14 protein-coding genes and 1 pseudogene are annotated in these 20,019 nt (G+C 36.7%); 4 read left to right on the top strand and 11 right to left on the bottom strand.

Features of this window, described 5'->3' with window-relative positions; all coding sequences use genetic code 11:
- Nucleotides 1–130: 130 nt before the first annotated feature.
- From G468_RS0109995 to G468_RS0110010, 4 genes are all read right to left on the bottom strand, one after another.
- Entirely contained in the window at nucleotides 131–1,738 is a 1,608-nt protein-coding gene (locus G468_RS0109995) for a hypothetical protein (RefSeq protein WP_135678043.1), read from the bottom strand.
- The gene (locus G468_RS22455; protein WP_051297037.1) at nucleotides 1,675–5,409 is read right to left on the bottom strand and encodes a pentapeptide repeat-containing protein; all 3,735 of its coding nucleotides are present in this window, start codon (nucleotides 5,407–5,409) and stop codon (nucleotides 1,675–1,677) included. Before G468_RS22455 ends, G468_RS0109995 begins: the two co-directional genes overlap by 64 nt.
- A gap of 509 nt (nucleotides 5,410–5,918) precedes the next feature.
- Entirely contained in the window at nucleotides 5,919–8,099 is a 2,181-nt protein-coding gene (locus tag G468_RS22460) for a protein-tyrosine phosphatase family protein (RefSeq protein ID WP_051297038.1), read from the bottom strand.
- A gap of 21 nt (nucleotides 8,100–8,120) precedes the next feature.
- Nucleotides 8,121–8,525: a CesT family type III secretion system chaperone gene (locus tag G468_RS0110010; RefSeq protein WP_026823008.1), complete on the bottom strand. Its 405-nt coding sequence runs from the start codon at nucleotides 8,523–8,525 to the stop codon at nucleotides 8,121–8,123.
- A gap of 355 nt (nucleotides 8,526–8,880) precedes the next feature.
- Between G468_RS0110010 and cstA the strand changes: the two genes are divergently transcribed.
- A complete protein-coding gene (cstA, locus tag G468_RS0110015; protein ID WP_026823009.1) occupies nucleotides 8,881–10,992 on the top strand; it encodes a pyruvate/proton symporter CstA in 2,112 nt (703 codons plus the stop codon).
- Between the two features lie 184 nt (nucleotides 10,993–11,176).
- On the opposite strand, the gene efp is transcribed toward cstA, so the two are convergent.
- Complete coding sequence (gene efp, locus G468_RS0110020) at nucleotides 11,177–11,743, bottom strand: elongation factor P (protein WP_026823010.1); 567 nt, start codon at nucleotides 11,741–11,743, stop codon at nucleotides 11,177–11,179.
- Between the two features lie 45 nt (nucleotides 11,744–11,788).
- Between efp and epmB the strand changes: the two genes are divergently transcribed.
- Complete coding sequence (epmB, locus tag G468_RS0110025) at nucleotides 11,789–12,811, top strand: EF-P beta-lysylation protein EpmB (protein WP_026823011.1); 1,023 nt, start codon at nucleotides 11,789–11,791, stop codon at nucleotides 12,809–12,811.
- Nucleotides 12,812–12,872: 61 nt separating this feature from the next.
- Here the strand turns inward: epmB and G468_RS0110030 are convergent, their stop codons facing one another.
- The 4 genes from G468_RS0110030 to G468_RS0110050 all read right to left on the bottom strand — a co-directional run bounded on the left by G468_RS0110030 (nucleotide 12,873) and on the right by G468_RS0110050 (nucleotide 16,248).
- On the bottom strand, nucleotides 12,873–13,214 hold the full coding sequence (locus G468_RS0110030; RefSeq protein ID WP_034249724.1) for a DUF4156 domain-containing protein: 342 nt from the start codon (nucleotides 13,212–13,214) through the stop codon (nucleotides 12,873–12,875).
- A gap of 369 nt (nucleotides 13,215–13,583) precedes the next feature.
- Nucleotides 13,584–15,230 carry a chaperonin GroEL gene (gene groL, locus G468_RS0110035; protein WP_026823013.1) on the bottom strand — a complete coding sequence of 549 codons (1,647 nt, stop codon included), beginning with the start codon at nucleotides 15,228–15,230 and terminating at the stop codon, nucleotides 13,584–13,586.
- A 47-nt stretch (nucleotides 15,231–15,277) separates the two neighbouring features.
- Complete coding sequence (locus G468_RS0110040) at nucleotides 15,278–15,571, bottom strand: co-chaperone GroES (protein ID WP_026823014.1); 294 nt, start codon at nucleotides 15,569–15,571, stop codon at nucleotides 15,278–15,280.
- A gap of 173 nt (nucleotides 15,572–15,744) precedes the next feature.
- Entirely contained in the window at nucleotides 15,745–16,248 is a 504-nt protein-coding gene (locus tag G468_RS0110050; protein WP_026823015.1) for an FxsA family protein, read from the bottom strand.
- Between the two features lie 382 nt (nucleotides 16,249–16,630).
- Between G468_RS0110050 and aspA the strand changes: the two genes are divergently transcribed.
- Together aspA and G468_RS20465 are read left to right on the top strand one after the other, a co-directional pair.
- Nucleotides 16,631–18,055 (top strand): aspartate ammonia-lyase, encoded by a 1,425-nt coding sequence (aspA, locus tag G468_RS0110055; RefSeq protein WP_026823016.1) that lies wholly within the window; start codon nucleotides 16,631–16,633, stop codon nucleotides 18,053–18,055.
- 134 nt (nucleotides 18,056–18,189) lie between these two features.
- A pseudogene (locus tag G468_RS20465) lies at nucleotides 18,190–19,068 on the top strand (anaerobic C4-dicarboxylate transporter family protein); the annotation flags it as partial.
- Between the two features lie 13 nt (nucleotides 19,069–19,081).
- Here the strand turns inward: G468_RS20465 and G468_RS0110065 are convergent.
- Complete coding sequence (locus tag G468_RS0110065) at nucleotides 19,082–19,573, bottom strand: IS630 family transposase (protein WP_026821750.1); 492 nt, start codon at nucleotides 19,571–19,573, stop codon at nucleotides 19,082–19,084.
- 5 nt (nucleotides 19,574–19,578) lie between these two features.
- Complete coding sequence (locus tag G468_RS23415) at nucleotides 19,579–19,950, bottom strand: IS630 transposase-related protein (RefSeq protein ID WP_034249224.1); 372 nt, start codon at nucleotides 19,948–19,950, stop codon at nucleotides 19,579–19,581.
- Nucleotides 19,951–20,019: the final 69 nt, after the last annotated feature.

Here is a 20,019-nt window from a genome sequence, read left to right on the forward strand (position 1 = left end):
TAATAAATTATCCTTATTTATCCACCAGGGCAATCACAGCACTGCCCCTGGCAGCTTGTCATTTTTGTTAAACTCTATAGAAGTCTATAACCGTCGGGAACTAAAACTGGCTATAATTAATGCATGTTGATTAAACCGTCTGGCTAGCCGCTGATACGGGTTGAATAGTATATATTTTATTCATTAAACGCTTCAGACTATCAGCAATCTCAATTCTTATTTTTGCAGCTTGCAATATATTATTTTGTTCCCAATGCTTAATTGTATCTTGCCCAAAGTATTGAATAAAAGATCGTTTTCTATCTTTTATTATTGCTATGATTTTTGCAGTATCGATATTGTATTTGCTATCTTTACCACGATAAGGAAAATCCTTTTCTCCCATCAACCAGTTTTCATGAAGATAGTCTTCTATTGCGTGATCTGGTAATACCTGGAGCCGATACGCCACCTCTAAAGCAGGCATTAACTCTTTGTTGAAATTATTGAAATCTTTCGCTTCAAAAATATTATTTTCTACCGCAACTTGTCCTCTAATTGTTGATAATAAAGGACGACTACGAGGAACTGAGCTAATACCTGTTAATGAATCGGGCAGATTATTGGAAAAATTAGCATCTTTTTCCGTAAATAGGCTAGTCGAAGCCAATGGATTTTCTGGGCGAGCACCCTGCATAGCTCGTTGATAGCTTTCATTTTTAGCAAGCCCTCCAAAACCCAAAGTTCCAGAACCACCGAAATCTACCGTCATACCTTTAAATTCTGTCGGATGAATACGCTTATCAATAAAATAGCCAAAATTACAGAATGCAAAATTTAAATAATCCCAATTATTTAATAATCGTGATACGAAAAAATGTTTTAGTTGTTCATCGCGCAATTTTTGCGGTAGCAGTTTATTCATTTCCTCTAACATAGTAAATTTTATTAAATTTTTATTTTTTATTTGAGCTAATACATCAGGCTTAGCTAAATAGCTTTTATTAGGATATTTTTGCAGGATATTTGTTAATTCACAATCGGCCTTATTAAATATTTCTCTTAAAGACTGATATTTAACAACGCTTTTTTTTATATAACTATCTAACAAAAGTTCTTCTATTGCTGATTTTTTAATTATCTCAATCATCATTTTTTCATCTAGCAAAAAATCACCTAAGTCTTTGAAACTTGGTTCAACTTGAGAGGCAACACAAGCAAAGCTGGATAAATTTTTGCCATCTTGAAAATCGCCTCTTGTTTTCTTATTAAAAATAAAAAAATCATCGCAATCATTACACAAAAGCATTCTGGGAGCATCTAATCCTGTCATACTAAAAATCCCCCCCATAATCACTTCTTCGGCTGCCACATAATTACTATAAAAAGGATTTTTTACTCGAAATAATTCATTGTTATATTCAATATATTGGGCGGCTCGAGTATATAAAGCGCCATTCGTTTCTTTTTGTACAATTTTCCCTGACTTGAAACTAATCGGTCTTTTCTTCATTAACGCGTCAGAACCATTATGGGGGAATAGATGGGAAAATAGTGGAAAGTCTTGCTTATAACATTGGCTTAAACTGTATTCTGTCGGAGATAAACGCTTACCATGCTGAAAAAGAGCAATATTATTCCAATTAGTGTGCAAATTGGGATGTAACATTTGAGTGAGCTCCTTCTCAGAAACAATTAATACTCTTCCTGCTTTTGTTGGCGACAATAACAGATAATTAGCAGTCTCTTTTTTGTCCAATCTCCATTACCGGCCTGATCATCGAACAGCCTTTTAATTTCCGCATGTTGGAGTTGTTGTTGAATGTAAGGCAAATGCAAATATTTTTTATATAAGCTGTTTGCGGTGATCTTAATAGAATCCGCACCTTGCGTTCTGGTCGCTATGAGCGTTTGAATAAAAGCATCATTATATTTAGCTAACTCCATCAGATAGGGTTGCCGATCAAAATAATTGAGAAACGCAGGGATCATTGTTGGATGCGCTTCTAGCTTATTAATTAATTGCAATGAAGGTTTTTTTAAATAATTTTCTATTAGTTTATCGACAAAATTATTGATTTCTGGATTTTTTATAAATAGCGCTTTGCTAAAAATATCCAATAGTGATGGCGTCACATTGGTAAGATTAACGGTAGAGTGCTCTAGAGAATGAATGACTTGCAACGCCAATTTGGTTTTTAGTTGGCTATATTTATCATCAATACTATCGATACTGGTTAGAATGCTTCTCCCTTGAGGATTAAAATGATTAAGCTCAAACTCTAGATTATGCTCATTCCATTTACTAGGCAAAGAAAGGGTAAAATTATCAATCGTATTATCTAAAATAGCGCCAGAGAAGTTAGTACCATGAATAGATACTTGTTGCAAATTAGCATGGCTTAAATCAGTTTGAGTCAAATCTGCATGGGCCAAATTAGCATGCATCAAATTAGTATGGCTCAAAGTCGCTTGAGTTAAGTCAGCATTGATTAAATCAGCATTCACCAGATTAGTTTCTTTTAAATTCGCTCTTAACAAGTTTGCATTATTTAACTTCGCATCATTTAAAATCGCCCTATAGAGATCAACGCTTATTAAATTAGCATTATTTAAGTTGACGCGATGCAAAATAGCGCCATTTAAAGAAGCTTTATGTAGCGTCGCGTTAGTTAGATTAAGGTTTGATAGGTTGCTGCCGGATAAGTTAGCATCGGAAAAATTAACGAAAGTGAGATCGATTTTTTCAGCAAAAAGCGTGGAAAAATCGATATTATGCAAATTCTTGCTGGATAAATCGATAATCGTATTTTCTTGTTGTATTAGTAATAACTCTTTCAATTCATTCAAAGATATTTGCTCTAACTGAACTGTATTTGATTGAGCTGCTAATTTTTTAGCACCCATTTTTGCGCCCTTACCCCCCAACCCTTGGATTTTTAGTTGATAGAGTCTTTCTCCTATTGGAACCGGTGCTAACGCCAAATTACCTGCAGTATCACGCAAATACTTCCTGCCAAATGGCTGCCCAGTTTCTGGATAGACCTGTACGTAAATATCTTTACCCGATTGCCGACCAATCTTTGTGACTGGTACTTCTTTTAACTGTGCAGGGTGGTAAGCGGTTTCTATTTTAAATCGCTCACTATGAGCCACTGGGAAATCATTTGCTTTTTTTTCCAGCGCTTCGACTAATTGAGTTAATCCACTCAATTGCTGTTGGCTCTGCTTTGCCACTTTTTTTAAAGCATGAATCCCTTTTAAGCCACCCGATGCCAACAACTCAAATCCTGGATCGGCACTACGCAAAAAAGCAGTGCCTAATTCAGCAAAAAGATTGGCAGGCAAACTATTTGTTACATGAGGAATACCCGATTTAAGTAATTGCTTAGCACCTTGATGTAATGCCTGGCGGAGTGTCGCCTGCTTTAATGCGGTTTGAAGACCATTAACGGCTGCTTCCCCTACCGCAATACTAAATCGATTGCTAATATGAGCCGCTTTGGCGAGAAAAGGGAAAAAACCGCTAACATCAAATAAGGCAGCGCCAACCGCTTGGCCGGTATTACCTTTTCGCACTTCAGTGATTGTGGTATAGAAAGGAATAAGATGTAAGAAAAAAGTGTCAACTTTTTGCTGGATAGTGGGCTGATAACCTTCCTGTTGCAATTTTTCAGCTAGCCTATTGCGATGTAATGTCGATAAGCTACTGAGTAAAACTTGTGGTTTCTCATCCGCCTGTTTTAGCAAAGAATCAACATGCAGTCTTAATTGGTAATCATCATCGTCACGAATTTTATGATCGTGAGGAAACAGATCCAGGATGGCTTTTTTATCATAATCGACCCGATATAGCTGATAACGCCCTATTTCGGTATTGGCTTGCTTTTGCAATGCATAAATACGTTCTTCTCCATTAAAAATACATTTAAGCATATCAATTGAATCAGGAACACGGGTAATTAATGCACCAGAAGCCACCATTCCTAGCCTTGCTGGTGGCGGAAGTGGTGCGCTCCTTACACTGCCCTGAGCATTAAATTCAGCTTTTACTAGATAAATTTGAGCTTGTTGAATAAATTGCTGTTCTGCTTCACTGAAAGCGTTAAAAACCTGAGGTAAAAGTGTCAACTCCGTTTGCTTAAAAATATCTGCCAGCTGTTGATTTTGATTATTAAAAACCTTATCTATATTGGGTAATACTACTGCGTTACCCTGTCTGTCATGATATTTAACATCGCTATTTTTATACAAATAGTTATTTAACCATGTCTGCTCAACGTTATGCTCTATTAATTGTTGGCGAGCCAATTCCTGCCGACTTTTCCAATTATTAACACGTTGAACCCATTGGACAAAAGGGTTATTTTTACTATGCTGCGTTAGATGGTCAAAGTAAATATGATAAATCGAGAGCATTTTCACTTTATCAATCTCATGTGTGATTTGTTGATAGTTATTTTTTAATACACTATGGATCAAGGCGGGTAATTTGAAATATTGAATATATTCAACAGGTAGTTTTTCCTCTAACAACATAGTTTCTAGCCACATACCGATATTAATAATCTGATCCAGGCTCATGCTATTAAAATCAGCACCACTTTCGCTTAATAATGCTGTTCCTGCATGCAGATATCCCCATTCCGGCTGATTAATCACCATGTTTTGCAATCTTTGCTGATCATAAGAATTTTTCGGCTGCAAAAACAATGTTGGCATAATGTGGCTTAATACCTGTTGTTGATAATAATCACCAACATTAGCAGACAGTTGGTTAACTTCAATGTGGCTATTGAGTTGATTGAATACTCCTTGTTTCAAATTGTCATGATGGAATAGAGAATGCTGCTGTAATTTGATATCACAAATTTTTTTTAACAACCAACTATCAGCAGACGTATTAAATACCGCTTGCTGTAACCAATTAGCAATAACGGTTTGGCTATGGATAGCTGTGATTTGCTCGTTCTGACCAGATCCATATTGACCAAGCGGTTTTAACAGTAATCGGGCAAGTTCAGATATTTTGCTATTATCATTTTTACAGCGTGCAACATAATTAATAACATGATTAACAAGTTCACCTGCTGGTATAGCCTTTTTATCATGATTGATTATGCCCTCTTTAATTAACAGTAAACGTAAAAGTCGATTTTGTTCATCATGGGCAATATTATAAAATTCGTTAATTGTTATTGATAAGTTGATTTTTTGATTATCAAAAGATTGATTATTAAAAATAGCGCTATCATTATTATTTGGCCACCAAGTTAATGATTTTCCTTTCTCTTCTTGCTCATTATCTATTAAATGTACCGGATACCCCGCTGCATTTGCTTGATTTAATTTCGTTTCGATCTCTTTTTTATTGTCTAATGTCGATGTCATCCAGATTGGCGATGTGAAAGCGTGATTTATGATTATCATTATTAATTCCATGTAAAAATTTAACAAATAAATCATATTTGAAACAATTTACAGATAAAAACAAAAAACGATCATATTAATTAACAAAATAATATTTCATCAATCAATTACTTGATGTTAATTGGTTGTTTTAGCATGGTTTAATATTTTATTTACATAAAATTAATGACCATAACCTACCGTGATGGCTTGAGGGAAGTTAAAAATGGCCTGTCACATGGTCAATAACAACGACAAGGTTGGTTAGGATAATGAATTTTAGACCACTAAAGCACAAAAAGCGTGGATGAAATAGACGTTGAGTTTATTAGAATAGAACGATTTATTTTATCGAACATCTTTACCATAATATTATCAATAAATTACCACATTTAATTTATACAGAAAATGCAGTTGGCAACAAAAAATAGGCCTGTACTTAACCGCTATTGGAGGAGAGTAAAAAACCAGCAACAGCATATGTACAGGCAACTATTATTGCTTTAATAAATTAAATCAATAACCTAAAATCATGCTTGCAACTTATTATCGGTTATTGGTTTATTTAATTGTTCAGCTAACACAGCCAGTGTTTGCATTTGCGCAGATATTTGAACCATTTTCCCATCACGTGTCGTACGCATATCTCTAACAATACTCTCTAAACTTTGTTGACTTTCTGATTTTAATAATTCCATGGTGGCAAGTAGTTGACCGGTACGCCCAACGCCAGCTCGACAATGCATTACTGGTAATAATTTATTTTCATCATTTATCGCGCTGCTTCCCTTTTCCTTATAAAAATTAATTTTTTTATCGACAACTACATTAACATGCTCTGCTAATTCTTTTAATCCTTCATTACCTGAAGCCGTTAGATCCGGCCAATTAGAAACATGAATAACAGGGATAGTGACTTTAATATTTTGACTTTGATCGGTGACATGCAATAAATAGTCATGATAATCCAATTCGTCAGCCAGTTTACCCTCACCTTTATCAATTACCGTCACGGAAACATCACCATATTGGTTGTCTTGTCTAAAATATTCGGGTAATCCCACGCCTTTTTCTGGATTAATATCTTTGTCTGATGCCAATACAACTAATGCAGGTGTCCGATTAGCCACCAACATCTTAAAATAATCCTGCAGTGATGCAGGTTTTGGATATTGGCAAGTAATAGCAACATTTTGACCCGCTATTTGTACCCGATTAGCGGCTAGCAGCTGACCATTTGGGGCGGTCACCGCCGTTTCTTGTGCGGTCCAGATATTGCCAAATCGTTGATTCTCAATCTTCTGAATATATTGTGATTTGTCTATATTGGCATCACTAAATTCGTCCTTTAAGCGTTGAAATAAATCTTTAGCTAATATAGCGGCTTGTTGTTGCTCCTCTACCGACAATGTACGTAGCGGTAATGCCACGGCAGGTACCTCTGGGTCACTTAACATACGTTTTAATTTTGCCGGTAGCGTATCTGTATCAATCGTATTTTCTGATTTAACGGTATCTTCATCCATCCTAGCCGAGGATCTTTTCTCTCTAGTGTAATTGCCCGCTACTTTTTCAAATTGCTTGAGTAACTGTAGCTGTGTTTCTTGATTTAATATTTTTGCGCTAGTGGAATTTTTTATTTCACTGACAATTTCTTCTACACTCAATTTATTATTAGGTTTAGCTACTTCAGTTGCAGCAACCAAAAAAGCGGAGCGCTCATATCCTTTATTACCGTGTATTACAGGTAATACTTTATTGGGATCATATATTGCTTGACTATTTTTTTGGTAAAGCTCGGTCGAATGTTCTTGACTGGCTAGATTAATACAATCAGCGATAGTTTTTAAACCTTCATTATCGATACTATTTTTTCCTAGCCAATTATTAATATGCATAACAGGCAGTTCATATGCATGGTTACCTTGGGTAATTTTTATTTGATACATATCACAGCAAAATTTACTTACAGATTGATCTTTCTTATTCTGTTCCACCTGAACTGATACACTGCCATACTGGCCATTTTGCTTAAAATATTCAGGTAAACCTTCCGCCGCAATGCCCTTATTTGATGCCAATACAACCAGTATTGGCGTTTGATTATCAGCTAGCATTTTAAAATAACTTTCTAAATATTCTGCTTTAGGATATTCACTAATCATTGCCACATTTTTGTTGCCAATTTGCACACGATTAGCGGGTATTATCTTACCATCCGGCGCTTCAACTCGAGTTGCTTTAGCCAACAAAGGTTTATCATTTTTTTTGCTAGCGAGATTGCCAGTATCATTGTTAATTGTGCTTACCGACGTCGATGACATTAATGTATTAACTTCACCAGGTCGCAATTTATTTTGTGCTGGTATATCCAGAGTGTCTTTTGTGCCTAACGTTGGTTGACGAGAAAGCTGCGGAGGCTCGATTAACTTATTTTTCACCACAGTAGGTTTTGGTGCAAGTTCAGGTGGTGTTTCATCAATCTGAAAATTAAGACCACCATGACGTCGAGTTTTATTACTGTCTGGATCCGTTTCAGTATTAAGATGAGGCTTGTTCCGTAATAAAACAGACGTCGATTCGCTGTCTTTTACAATATTACGTCCTTGATAATTAGTTTTTTGTGTCCCAGCTTGGCCGCTCGATGCCTCATCTGAGGCATAATTGATATTTGGTGTTATATTACTATAAATCGGTGAAATATTAGGCATGATAAAACCCCTTACTTTAAGTTAAACTATTATTTTTTCAGCTACACATTGTTCTGATTTTTCAAGTAATAATTCAAAAATATCAACAAGTTCATACTCGTTGATCTCATATAAAGGCAGTCTTACCCATAATATAAGATGTTGTTCTTGATTAAGTACGGCAACGGGTTGCCAACGTAGCTGGGTCAAATTATTAAAATGCAATAAAGATAACAGGGTAATATTTTTTTGCGTTAATTCATTTATATGACCTAAATCAGTAAAAATATACCAATCAAACTGGTTGATTAACCCTAGATAAAAACGAAAATTATTATCAATAGTTAAACTAAACGCTTCCTGTTTGGATGTTTTTTCTATTGGCTCAAGGCCAATATGATTAAAAAGTGATGATACTTTTTGGTGGAAAATAGCAAGTTGATGCACTAAACAATACCTCTTATCGATAAATAACTTCTTTACTCACCGCTTTTATTTAGCGTTATTCTCATTATTTATTAAATAAAATAAAAAAGTGCTAATTAATTCCGCTCAATCTAAATTAATAAAGCAGAATAAATAGTCCATTTATACATTAAAAAATTAATTATTATTAATCATCCCCTTTTACAGAAAATAATTATTAGTTACAAATAAAAAACGATACAACTCGCCTGTTTTATAGCTAATAGAAAGTGATCAAATTAACAATTATGCAAAATAATTGTTACATCAAGCAAAATAGATTATAAAAATGGCGATCACCGCTTTTTTACTAATAACACCATTAGATGGAGCTAATATGAATAACGTTATTAAACCGCTGAGCTTGATTATTTTTGCTCTGCTGGGTGCCTTTTCATTGGGTTATATTGCCCTTAATCGAGGTGAGCAAATTAATGCCTTATGGATTGTTGTTGCCGCAGTTTGTATCTACATAATTGCCTATCGTTACTATGGGCGCTATATCGCCAATCACGTTCTTCGCATCGATCCAACGCGTATGACACCCGCTCTGCGTTATAATGATGGCTTAGATTATGTGCCTACAGATAAAAAAATCTTATTTGGTCATCATTTCGCCGCCATTGCCGGAGCTGGCCCGTTAGTTGGACCCGTACTTGCTGCACAAATGGGCTACTTGCCTGGTATGCTATGGATATTGGCTGGCGTTGTCTTTGCTGGTGCCGTACAGGATTTCATGGTGCTGTTTGTTTCTGCTCGCCGTGATGGGCGTTCACTTGGCGAACTGGTAAAAACAGAAATGGGCAATATCGCAGGGATAACAGTTCTTATTGCCTGCTTCATGATTATGGTGATTATTCTTGCTGTTCTAGCGATGATTGTCGTAAAAGCCTTAACCCATAGCCCATGGGGAACTTACACTGTGGCCTTTACCATCCCACTAGCCATTTTTATGGGGGTATACAACCGTTATATTCGTCCTAGGCATATTGGTGAAATTTCAATTATTGGTTTTACTTTCTTAATCTTTGCTATTCTTTCAGGTGAATGGCTGACTAAAAGTGAAAATTGGGCCTATTATTTCGATTTCGATGGTATTCAGCTAACCTGGTTATTGATCATTTACGGCTTTATCGCGTCAGTATTACCAATCTGGTTACTATTGGCGCCGCGAGATTATTTATCAACTTTCTTAAAAATTGGTACCATTATTGGGCTGGCTATCAGTATTATCATTACTGGCCCTACGTTACAAATGCCCGCATTAACCCAGTTTATTGATGGCAATGGGCCAGTATGGTCTGGTGAACTATTTCCTTTCCTCTTTATTACCATTGCCTGTGGCGCCGTTTCAGGCTTTCATGCTTTGATTGCATCAGGTACCACACCAAAAATGTTAGCCAATGAAAATCAGGCTTGTTTAATTGGATATGGGGGTATGCTAATGGAGTCGTTTGTAGCTATCATGGCATTAATCGCGGCTTGTATCATCGATCCAGCTGTCTATTTTGCGATGAATAGCCCAATGTTAATGTTAGCGCCTGTTGGTACCACGGACGTAGTGGCTTCCGCAGCGCAAATCATCAGTAGCTGGGGATTTCATATTACACCAGAAACCTTAACCAACATTGCCAATGAAGTTGGAGAACAATCGATTATTTCACGGGCAGGCGGTGCTCCAACCCTGGCTGTCGGAATGGCTTATATACTACATAGTGCATTTAGCGGTTTACTTAATGTCTCCTTCTGGTACCATTTCGCGATTCTATTCGAAGCGTTATTCATTTTAACCGCTGTCGATGCAGGAACAAGAGCGGCGCGCTTTATGCTGCAAGATTTATTAGGTGTTATATCACCAGCACTGAAAAGAACAGATTCATTACCTGCCAATATTATTGCCACCCTACTTTGTGTATTGGCGTGGGGGTATTTCCTTTACCAAGGCATAGTCGATCCATTAGGCGGTATTAATACATTATGGCCACTGTTCGGTATTGCCAATCAAATATTAGCAAGTATGGCGTTAATGCTCTGCACCGTCGTTTTATTTAAAATGAAACGACACATCTATGCTTGGGTAACTCTATTACCTACATGTTGGCTGATCATTTGTACCATGACAGCTGGTTGGGAAAAAATATTTAGTAAAAACAGTAAGATCGGTTTTTTGGCTATTGCCAACAAATTTCAGTCGCTAATCAATAGCGGCAATATTCCGCCCCACTACAGCCAATCCCAGTTAGTGCAATTGGTTTTTAATAATCGCGTGGATGCAGGATTGACTATTTTCTTTATGATCACGGTGGTGATATTAGCATTGTTTTCAATCAGAACGATTTTAACCGCACTAAAATCAGCTACCCCAACCAGCTGTGAAACGCCCTACCTAGCATTAACAATAAATAATGAGAATGTAGTCGTTAATTCACAGCGAATTATTAATATCTAAACTCATGCTTATTAATGGCTAATAGCAAATAGACAAACCAATAATTAAGATAATAGAAAATAACGCTAAAACAATAATAGCCTGAAAATTTCAGGCTATTATTAGCAATAAAAAATAACGGTTCTATCACTCTATTGGTTGTTAACAAACACCCTACAACTAAAAGTGGGAGATGAGCTAAATATTATTTCACACGGGAAACATATTCACCGGAGCGGGTATCAACTTTAATTACCTCACCAATTTGCACAAATAGCGGAACTTTTACCACTGCGCCTGTACTTAATGTTGCCGGTTTTCCGCCCGTACCTGCTGTATCCCCCTTTAAACCTGGATCGGTATCAACCACTGCCAGTTCAACAAAATTCGGTGGCGTGATAGTAATAGGCTGTCCATTCCATAATGTAACAACGCAATCGGCTTGATCAATTAACCATTTTGCATTGTCACCGACCGCTTTTTCATCAGCAGCTAGTTGCTCAAATGTCTCATTATTCATAAAATGCCAAAACTCGCCATCATTGTATAGATAGGTCAAGTTCAGATCCATAACATCAGCACTTTCGACAGAATCAGTTGACTTAAATGTTTTTTCTAATAACTTATTAGAAATTAATTTACGGATCCGTACGCGAGCAAACGCTTGCCCTTTGCCTGGTTTGACAAATTCGCTTTCAACAATTGCACAAGGCTCGCCATCTAACATGATTTTAAGACCTGAGCGAAATTCATTGGTACTATAGGTAGCCATGGAAATCCTCTAAATTTTTTTAAGTAAAAATGGCATAGCCAAAAAATGTTTAATATTGTAACTCAAAAAAGCCCCGCCAGAGAAGTCTGGCTACAACAACTTGCAGAAGCTGTCACTGATCCTGACGAATTGCTACGATTACTGTCACTACAAAATAACCCGGAATTGCGTGCCGGCAGTGCCGCTCGTGCTTTATTTCCACTACGTGTGCCCCACCCTTTCATCGCAAAAATGCGGATCGGTGATGCTAATGATCCTCTTTTACGGCAAGTTATTACTTTAAAATCTGAATTTAATCTTACACCAACATTTTCAGCTGACCCATTAAATGAACACCATAGTCCAATTCCTGGACTATTGCACAAATATCAGGATCGCGTCCTACTATTAGTGAAAGGAGGCTGTGCCGTTAATTGCCGTTACTGCTTCCGACGTCACTTTCCGTATGAAGAAAATAAAGGCAACAAACAAAACTGGCAGACGGCATTAAATTACATTCAACGGCATACTGAGCTTAATGAAGTTATCTTTTCAGGTGGCGACCCTTTGATGGCAAAAGATCATGAGTTAGATTGGTTGATGTCACGGTTAGAAACTATCCCCCATATCAAACGGCTTAGGATCCATAGCCGATTACCGGTGGTTATTCCTGCACGTATTACCACAACACTTTGCCAGCGTTTCAATATTTCTCGACTACAGGTTATTATGGTTACTCATATCAATCACGCCAACGAAATTGACAACGAGTTTAGCCATGCAATGGAACAGTTAAAACAGGTAAATGTCACCTTATTAAACCAAAGTGTACTTTTACGCGGCATTAATGATAATGCTGACAGTCTAGCTAAATTAAGCAATAAACTGTTTGAAAATGGAATACTACCTTATTATTTACATTTATTAGATAAAGTCCAAGGCGCTGCCCATTTTATGGTAACGGATGAAGAGGCTCGCATCATAATGAAAGAATTGCTTACTCGTATTTCAGGTTATCTGGTACCGAGATTAACCAGAGAAATAGGTGGAAAACTGAGTAAAACACCGATTGATTTACAATTACAATAACGATTTAGCTAAATGCTTAAACGCATGACCCTATATTATTCAGGATCATGCTTAGCATACGTTATGGACACTTATAAACTTGTCCAATCATTTTACTATCAGTAGGAATAAAACTTGAGAGTAACGTTTCCGTTGGGCTGTTAGCGCCATAAATAACATTTCCTCCCATCTCAGCCGCTTTATTACGTAAATCATTTGCTGCACCACGCAGTGAACTGGACTCATTATTTACGCCACTAAGCCAATTACTTTGTGTGCCTGTAACCAATCCTAAATGCTGGCATTCACTGCCAGGCTGGGCATTAACAAAACGAACTTTTTCACCCGCAGTGGTAATTTTATTGGTTGTTGAACAGCCAGCCAAGACTAATACTGCGACACCGAGCAATACTTTAATTCGCATGTTGTTCCTCATTTACTTTTAGCCATATATTAATATCAACGCTTACATTACCGAATTTTTCTGCCAAATTAAGTTTATTATCAATAACAACCCAATATTCAGCCAAATAGTTTGACCATCAATCTTCTCTACCACCGTGTTAACAACATTTTACCCTATTCTAGTAAATATATTCGGTTAAATCATATTATCGCAAAATTAAATCAACTTATGTGAAAAATAGACTTAAAGCAAGTAATCAACCGATAGCAAACCCTTAAGGAATTAAATAGCAAACCGATAAAAATTTGATAATAAAAAACCCTGAGTCAAAAGTTAAACTCAGGGTTTTTTTCGTGATAAGGATGACGATGTTAGGCTCTTAACACCTTACATCATACCGCCCATACCACCCATACCACCCATACCTGCAGCAGCACCTAGATCAGCTTTATCTTCTTTTGGTAAATCAGTCACCATAGCTTCAGTTGTGATCATAAGGCCGGCAATCGACGCAGCAAATTGTAAAGCCGAACGAGTAACCTTAGTTGGATCGAGGATACCCATGTCTAGCATATCGCCATACTCTTCCGTTGAAGCATTATAACCGTAGTTATCTTTACCTTGTTTAACATTATTAACAACTACAGCTGGCTCTTCACCCGCATTCTCAACAATTTGGCGCATTGGTGCTTCCATCGCGCGTAGTGCGATATCAATACCAACTTTTTGATCTTCGTTGTCACCTTTTAACTTATCTAATGCAGCGGCAACACGAACTAGAGCAACACCGCCACCAGCAACAACACCTTCCTCTACTGCGGCACGAGTTGCATGCAACGCATCATCAACGCGAGCACGCTTCTCTTTCATTGCAACTTCAGTTGCGGCACCCACTTTAATCACGGCAACACCGCCTGACAGCTTGGCAATACGCTCTTGCAATTTTTCCCGATCGTAATCAGAAGTTGCTTCATCACGTTGTTGTGCTATTTGTTTAGCACGAGCATCAATCTCGCTTTTTTCACCAACACCATCAATGATAGTGGTGGTATCTTTGTTAATGACGATGCGTTTCGCTTGACCTAAATTTTCTAGCGTCGCTTTCTCCAGCTCCATACCGATCTCTTCAGAGATAACCGTCGCCTTGGTTAGAATAGCAATATCCTGCAACATGGCTTTACGGCGATCACCAAAACCGGGGGCTTTTACCGCAGCAACTTTTACAATACCACGTAGATTGTTTACTACCAATGTTGCCAGGGCTTCACCTTCAACATCTTCAGCAATAATCAACAGCGGTTTACCAGCTTTAGCAACAGCTTCCAATACAGGTAATAATTCACGAATATTAGAAACTTTCTTATCTACTAATAGGATATAGGGATTTTCTAATTCGGCAGAACCCATATCTGGCTTATTAATAAAATAAGGAGACAGATAACCGCGATCAAATTGCATACCTTCAACAGTAGCCAGTTCGTCTTCTAAACCGGAACCTTCTTCAACGGTAATAACCCCTTCTTTGCCAACTGCTTTCATTGCTTTAGCAATTAATTCACCGACGGTTTTATCAGAGTTAGCGGAAATCGTACCAACTTGTTCAATCTCTTTATTATCTGCACAAGGTTTAGATAATTTTTTCAATTCTTCAACTGCCGCAGAAACCGCTTTATCAATACCGCGTTTTAAATCCATTGGGTTCATACCCGCAGCAACCGCTTTTAAACCTTCGCTAACAATAGATTGAGCTAGTACTGTTGCAGTTGTTGTGCCATCACCGGCCGCATCATTCGCCTTAGAAGCAACTTCTTTTACCATCTGGGCGCCCATATTTTCGAATTTATCTTCTAATTCGATTTCACGCGCAACAGATACACCATCTTTAGTAATCGCTGGGGCGCCGAAAGATTTATCCAGAACAACATTCCGGCCTTTCGGGCCTAAAGTAACTTTAACTGCATCAGCAAGAATGTTCACTCCACGAAGCATTTTTGTGCGTGCGTCAATACCAAATTTTACGTCTTTAGCTGCCATTGTTTCTTTCCTTTAAATTCATTCATTCTAAAGATCTAAGCGAGAAATTATTTTTCAACAATTGCCAGAATATCGCTTTCTGACATAATCAATACTTCGTCGTTATCAATCTTTTCTGTCTTCACGCCATAGCCGTCGTTAAAAATAACAATATCGCCAACTTTCACATCTAATGGTTTATTTTCACCGTTTTCTAAGATGCGACCGTTACCAACAGCCAGCACTTTGCCTCGAGTTGATTTACCAGCAGCAGAGCCAGTCAGCACAATGCCACCTGCAGATTTAGCTTCAACTTCTTCGCGTTTGATGATAACCCGATCATGCAATGGACGTATCTTCATTAAATAGATCTCCTATAAATAAAATCCATATAAGGTAAATAAGGATGATACTAGTATGTCTTATTAAACCAGTACCCTGTTTGACGAAATGGGGTCAATTAAAATCAGTTCAAGGGGGTATACAAAAAATTTTTCATTTTTTCTTTCTAGCTAAAAAAACAAAGTCGTAAGTATCATTTATCATCATGATCTTCTTTTTTAGAAAATTTGTCTTCATGTTTAATGCTGTTTGGTGGAGAATCAGATTTTCTATCAAACTCGCCTTCATAAGTCCGCCCTTTTGCAGAACGATTAAAATTATCATTCGCGGCCCCGGTAGAATAAAAATGAATATGCGGCATAAGCTTCATGACTATCAGTTTTTGAATTGGAGAAAATAGTAATAATAAACCTAAAAAATCAGTAAAAAAACCGGGTAAAATTAACAGAATACCAGCAATCACTAAGGCCACATTCTTAATCATTTCCTCGGCCGGATTTTCACCATCAGCTAGTTTTTGACGTATTAACAATAAGTTCTTAATCCCCTGGCTTTTTACTAAAGAAATTCCAATGCATGAAGTTAAAACGACTAATATTAAGGTGGTTAATACACCGATGCTCTCAGCAACCCTAACAAAAATAACTGCTTCTATATAAATTAACAGGCATAAAAGTATGAATGGAAACCAACGCATACAATTCTCCTAATATTTGCTAAAAAACGCTAGCCTCTTGACTTAGCAAGATAAATTGTCTTCAAAAAAGCAATATTACAATATTTGCTTTTTAAACCGATAATACTTATATGATGCAGATCTATCATATGTTTTTCAATGATAAAAAATTTTAATGTTTTTAATAGGTTATGTAAATATGATCACACATATCATATTTAATTCACTAAGATGCATATATAGTATTCCATATTTTGACTGTAACACTATTTCGGAATATATATCACGGTTATAATTAAAATCTTAGTTATTAATTTCAAATCTGACGTTAATATAACTCATTTTTACTATTACATTACCTATTCAGTTAGTAAATCGCTATTTAATTTTTAAGAAGGTTTGTATGTCTAAAAGTATCCGTTCTGAAGAAGACCTATTAGGTAAACGAGATGTGCCTGCTGAAGCCTATTATGGTATTCATACATTGCGTGCGATCGAGAATTTCTATATTAGCGACCAAACTATTAATCATGTACCCGAGTTTATTCGTGGAATGGTAATGGTAAAAAAAGCAGCGGCAATGGCAAATAAAGAATTAAAGACCATTCCACAAAAACAAGCAGATGCGATTATTAATGCCTGTGACGAAATTTTAAATAAAGGCAGATGCATGGATCAGTTTCCAGTAGATGTCTTTCAAGGGGGAGCCGGTACCTCTTTAAATATGAATACTAACGAAGCTCTGGCTAATATTGGTCTTGAATTAATGGGGCATAAAAAAGGTGACTACCAATATCTAGATCCCAATGATCACTTAAATAAAAGTCAATCAACCAATGATGCCTATCCAACCGCTTTTCGCATTGCCGTTTACAATTCTATTACTAATTTAATTAAATCAATTACCCTACTTCAAGAGGGTTTTGAACAAAAAGCCAACCAATTTAAAGATATTCTTAAAATGGGTCGCTCCCAATTACAAGATGCAGTTCCAATGACTGTAGGACAAGAATTTCATGCATTTGCCACATTATTAAAAGAAGAAATAAAAAATTTACATCGCGCTAGTGAATTATTACTTGAAGTTAATCTTGGTGCCACCGCAATCGGAACCAGAGTCAATACCGCTGCTGGTTATCAAGAATTGGTGGTAAAAAAATTAGCTGAAGTAACCGAATTGCCCTGCATTCCGGCAGAAGATTTAATTGAAGCAACTTCCGACTGTGGTGCTTATATTACAGTACATGCTGGACTAAAACGCTTAGCCGTGAAGCTATCAAAAATTTGTAATGATCTTCGTCTGCTCTCTTCCGGCCCGCGTGCTGGTCTAAAAGAAATAAATCTACCTGAGCTGCAAGCGGGTTCATCTATTATGCCCGCTAAGGTCAATCCGGTTATCCCCGAAGTTGTGAATCAAGCCTGTTTCAAAGTTATCGGCAACGATACGTGTGTTACTATCGCGGCAGAAGCAGGACAATTGCAATTGAATGTGATGGAGCCGGCAATCGGCCAAGCAATTTTTGAATCTATATCATTAATGAATAATTCTTGCCGTAATTTACTGGAAAAATGTATTACCGGTATTACCGTCAATAAAGAAATTTGCGAAAAATATGTTTTTAATTCTATTGGCATTGTTACTTATCTTAATCCATTTATCGGTCATCATAATGGTGATATCGTCGGAAAAATATGCGCTGAAACAGGTAAAAATGTTAAAGAAGTGGTATTAGAGCGAGGTTTACTAACAGAAGAACAATTAGACGATATTTTCTCTGTTGAAAATCTAAAAAATCCTCAATATAAAGCGAAACGCTATGATGATTAAATTAGCATGTTAATTATAAAAATTAATTCGTCTTAATTTTTAAGGCACGCTCTCTCTAAAGAAGCGTGCCTTTTACTTTAGGTTTATACAAAAAATAAACAAAATATTATCAATTATATTAAGGAGTAAACATTATGTTAGCCGTAGAATTTATTATTGTTCTGCTGGCCATCTTTCTGGGAGCACGACTAGGAAGTATCGGTATAGGCTTTGCTGGCGGTCTTGGTGTTTTGATGCTGGCAATGTTAGGCGTAAAACCAGGAACAATACCCTATGATGTTATTTCAATTATTATGGCAGTTATCGCGGCTATCTCTGCCATGCAAATTGCGGGTGGACTAGATTATTTAGTTGATCAGACAGAAAAACTACTGCGTAAAAATCCCAAATACATTACCATCTTAGCGCCAATCGTTACCTATTTTCTGACATTATTTGCCGGTACCGGTAATATTTCATTAGCAACATTACCGGTTATTGCTGAAGTTGCTAAAGAAAATGGGATTAAACCATGTCGGCCCTTATCAACAGCGGTTGTCGCGGCGCAAATTGGGATCACCGCATCACCTATTTCTGCTGCGGTGGTCTATATCGCTTCAATTATGGAAAATCCAGCTATGGTTAGTCATACTACTAGCTATATTAGCTTACTAGCCATTCTATTACCGGCAACTTTTTTAGCTATTGTAATGATATCATTCATTATTTCTTGGTGCTTTGATTCTAAACTTGCTGATGATCAAACTTATCAACAACGTTTAGCCGCCGGATTAATAGAATTAAGAGGCTGTCAGGCTAAAAAAATTAAAGCTGGCGCGAAGAAGTCGGTATTATTTTTTCTGCTAGGTGTGATATGTGTAGTTATTTTTGCCATGATTAACAGCCCCAGCCTTGGTCTAATTGAAACACCACTAATGAATACGACCAATGCAATTCTGATTATTATGTTAAGTGTAGCGACCCTAATTACCCTAAGTTGCCAAGTTAAAACAGATGCGATTTTAAATTCAAGTATAGCTATGACCACTAAAAAATAGACGTTTCTTTAAGAGTCTGCTCCATAGCATTTTCTAATAATAATTTAGAATTACGCATTAATTTTCTAATTGAATTTTTAATTTTATGCCAATAATGTTCTATAGGATTTAAATCGGGAGAATAGGGAGGCAAGTAAATAAGCTTTATTCCAGCTGCTTGCATTAAGTTTTTAATTTTTTCTGATTTATGGAAAGAGGCATTATCAATGATAACCGTTTTTCCTTTCGTTAATTTAGGGATCAAAATATTTTCAATATATAGTTCAAATACCTGTGTATTACAGTGACCTTGAAACATGAAGGGCGCCATAAAATCTTGATTGCATAACGCGCCTATCATGCTAATTCTTTTTTTATAATGGCCTGGCTGTGCTTCATAATATCTTTTACCAATAGCGCTGTAACCATAGGGATAAAAATCATTATCATTCATCCCTGATTCATCGACAAAGACCCTTTGCTCAAGGCAAACAGCTTTTATTTCAGCTAAATAGGCCGCGCGTTTTTCTTCGCTTCTTTCGGCATAAGTTTGGCTCTTTTTTTTCTAGAATAACCTATTTTTTTCATCGCTCTTCCTATCGTTGATGAGCCTACACGATAAATTTCGGCCATTTCTACTTGCGTATAATCTCCATGGTGGGCAACAAATTCACGAAATTCATTTAAATCTTTTATTCCATGGCTATGTCCTTTTTGAAAACCTGTTTGTGGGTTTAAATGACCTTGAATTTTTTCTAAATAAAGCCAGTTATACAGCGTTTGTCTTGCTATATTAAAAATTTTGCATACTTTTATTTTGTTCATTCCTTCATGAACCGCTTTCACTGCACGTTCTCTTAGATCTACGCTATATGACATTGTTTTATACTTATTAAAGTATTTTATTTTAACAATAATTTTGACCATTTGTTAATGGGTAGCGCTATA

The organism is Arsenophonus nasoniae DSM 15247 (genome assembly GCF_000429565.1).
Taxonomy (GTDB): Bacteria; Pseudomonadota; Gammaproteobacteria; order Enterobacterales; family Enterobacteriaceae; genus Arsenophonus; species Arsenophonus nasoniae.

Coding starts and splice junctions, on each gene's coding strand:
- groL (WP_026823013.1), bottom strand. CDS start 15,230: ATGGCAGCTAAAGACGTAAAATTTGGTATTGACGCACGCACAAAAATG.
- G468_RS23415 (WP_034249224.1), bottom strand. CDS start 19,950: ATGTCATATAGCGTAGATCTAAGAGAACGTGCAGTGAAAGCGGTTCAT.
- aspA (WP_026823016.1), top strand. CDS start 16,631: ATGTCTAAAAGTATCCGTTCTGAAGAAGACCTATTAGGTAAACGAGAT.
- G468_RS22455 (WP_051297037.1), bottom strand. CDS start 5,409: ATGATAATCATAAATCACGCTTTCACATCGCCAATCTGGATGACATCG.
- efp (WP_026823010.1), bottom strand. CDS start 11,743: ATGGCTACCTATAGTACCAATGAATTTCGCTCAGGTCTTAAAATCATG.
- G468_RS22460 (WP_051297038.1), bottom strand. CDS start 8,099: ATGCCTAATATTTCACCGATTTATAGTAATATAACACCAAATATCAAT.
- epmB (WP_026823011.1), top strand. CDS start 11,789: ATGTTTAATATTGTAACTCAAAAAAGCCCCGCCAGAGAAGTCTGGCTA.
- G468_RS0110050 (WP_026823015.1), bottom strand. CDS start 16,248: ATGCGTTGGTTTCCATTCATACTTTTATGCCTGTTAATTTATATAGAA.
- G468_RS0110030 (WP_034249724.1), bottom strand. CDS start 13,214: ATGCGAATTAAAGTATTGCTCGGTGTCGCAGTATTAGTCTTGGCTGGC.
- G468_RS0110040 (WP_026823014.1), bottom strand. CDS start 15,571: ATGAAGATACGTCCATTGCATGATCGGGTTATCATCAAACGCGAAGAA.
- cstA (WP_026823009.1), top strand. CDS start 8,881: ATGAATAACGTTATTAAACCGCTGAGCTTGATTATTTTTGCTCTGCTG.